Raw genomic sequence first — 1,718 nt, forward strand, 5'->3', positions numbered from 1 at the left:
ATACAATATGTATAGTGTACTTGACTGTTTTCACATGTTTTTTCAGTATTTTTTAACCATTGTGCCTGCTGATTTTTAAGTACATTATATTTTTGAATATTACTCTTTTTTACTTGATTAAAAATCGTTGTAATTTCAGACTTATACTTAGTAATAGCATAGTCACTACACTGCTCTACCACTCCGTTATTGATGTTACCACTCAAATCCAAGCAAATTGAATAGTAATCTACATTCTTTGCTTGGGTATTAAAACCCATTGTTATTAATAATAAAGCCAAAGCTACATTTTTATATTTCACAAGAATTCATCTCAACAATATTTTAGAATATCTAAATTATTTCATAAGAAATTTAGATAAAAATCTATCTAAATCAGTAATTAACGTATAATTTCCGTATCTTTCCTGCCATCCCTTTTCCAAAACTTCAATACAGTCTTGCTCTGTGAAAGGAATTTTATTTTCAAAAATCGTGATATTTTCAGGTAATACTTCTAATTTAAAAGAACTGACTTCAAATCCAAACTCACTTTCTACATCATCCCATGACCATTCTGAAAAATCGTCTTCATTTTTCAGAATTCTGTAAACTTGATTAATTCTTTTATCTAAAAGACCTGATTCAACCATTTTTTCTTTTAATTTAATTCTTTCCTCTTCTGTTAGATATTTACAATCCTTGTAATAACCAACAAAGAATAAGTCACCATTACTATCCCTAGAAAAAAAGAAAATATTATGTTTGTCAGAAAATAAGCTAGAAACATCAGCCTTCAAATAGCCATAAACCTTACCATCAATTAATTCATTTTTATTGAAATTCCATGCTTCATGACCAATACCAAAATGAGAAATATAATTATCATTCCCTTTCTCAATTGCATATCCAGATATATCTGGTTTTTGATATAAATTTTCATTCCATGAAATTTTTTGGAGTAGATTAGCCACAGCATTATTCCTTTTTAAATACTTAATATATATAAATTAAAGCCATTATCTACTGTATATATATACTGTGCAACTGTCAGACTTTGAGAGAAAAATTTTCAAAAAATTAGCTAATTTTAGCTAAAGTCTGACAATTGACTTTTGTAAAAATATTACCTCATTTAACATAAAATCTCTTATACGAAAGGCCCTATTCATGGGCCTTCTGAGTATCCCTTTAACATAAATCTCTTACGCGCAGTTCGAGTGTAAGCCCCATTTAGTTTTAATCCTGGCTTACTTTACGTTTTTTAATTTTAAAAGTTCCATGACCAGCAAAGCGTCGAGCAAGGTCAGGATTCCGGCCTTCCAAACGTTTAATCACAATTGGGGTTCGATTCGGCGTTTTACTCATTAAATGATCATTTTCAACATACATAACTGATCCACTTTGAGCTGCGGTAATAAAGCTTTCTCGAAGTGCACAAGCTGCCTGAGAAGCAATTTCTCTCTCATCGTCATTTTCATTAATTAGATTTACTGCTGACATTGACGTAATCCTGAGTAAAGCCAACCTAAATCATATTCTAAGTCGGGTAGCTAAAGACATTTCGCATGTGAGGCATTATGCAACACACATAGTAGATTCTTTTCTGCTTCAAGGTAGCTATGATGTGTGTTCTTGATTTTATATTTAATTTCAATAACTTAAAAAATTGATGTTTAAGTTTTATTTTTCCCACATACATACAATAATATTTAAAATCAAATACTTATATTATGTGA

General features: G+C 29.9%; 3 protein-coding genes. All 3 read right to left on the reverse strand.

Annotated elements, in window-relative coordinates; translation table 11 throughout:
• A partial coding sequence (locus FTV38_RS17390) for a hypothetical protein (protein WP_180023033.1) occupies positions 1–302 on the reverse strand: 302 nt, incomplete at its 3' end.
• Positions 303–338: 36 nt separating this feature from the next.
• Positions 339–953, reverse strand: coding sequence for a hypothetical protein (locus tag FTV38_RS17395; protein WP_180023034.1), 615 nt, complete (start codon positions 951–953; stop codon positions 339–341).
• Positions 954–1,218: 265 nt separating this feature from the next.
• A complete protein-coding gene (locus FTV38_RS17400) occupies positions 1,219–1,482 on the reverse strand; it encodes a hypothetical protein (protein WP_085064986.1) in 264 nt (87 codons plus the stop codon).
• Positions 1,483–1,718: the final 236 nt, after the last annotated feature.

The sequence above is a fragment of the Acinetobacter sp. YH16044 genome, assembly GCF_013417145.1.
Lineage (GTDB): Bacteria > Pseudomonadota > Gammaproteobacteria > Pseudomonadales > Moraxellaceae > Acinetobacter > Acinetobacter amyesii.

Bases quoted from the DNA above. Each gene is read 5' to 3' on its own strand.
- FTV38_RS17400 (WP_085064986.1), bottom strand. From the start codon at position 1,482: ATGTCAGCAGTAAATCTAATTAATGAAAATGACGATGAGAGAGAAATT.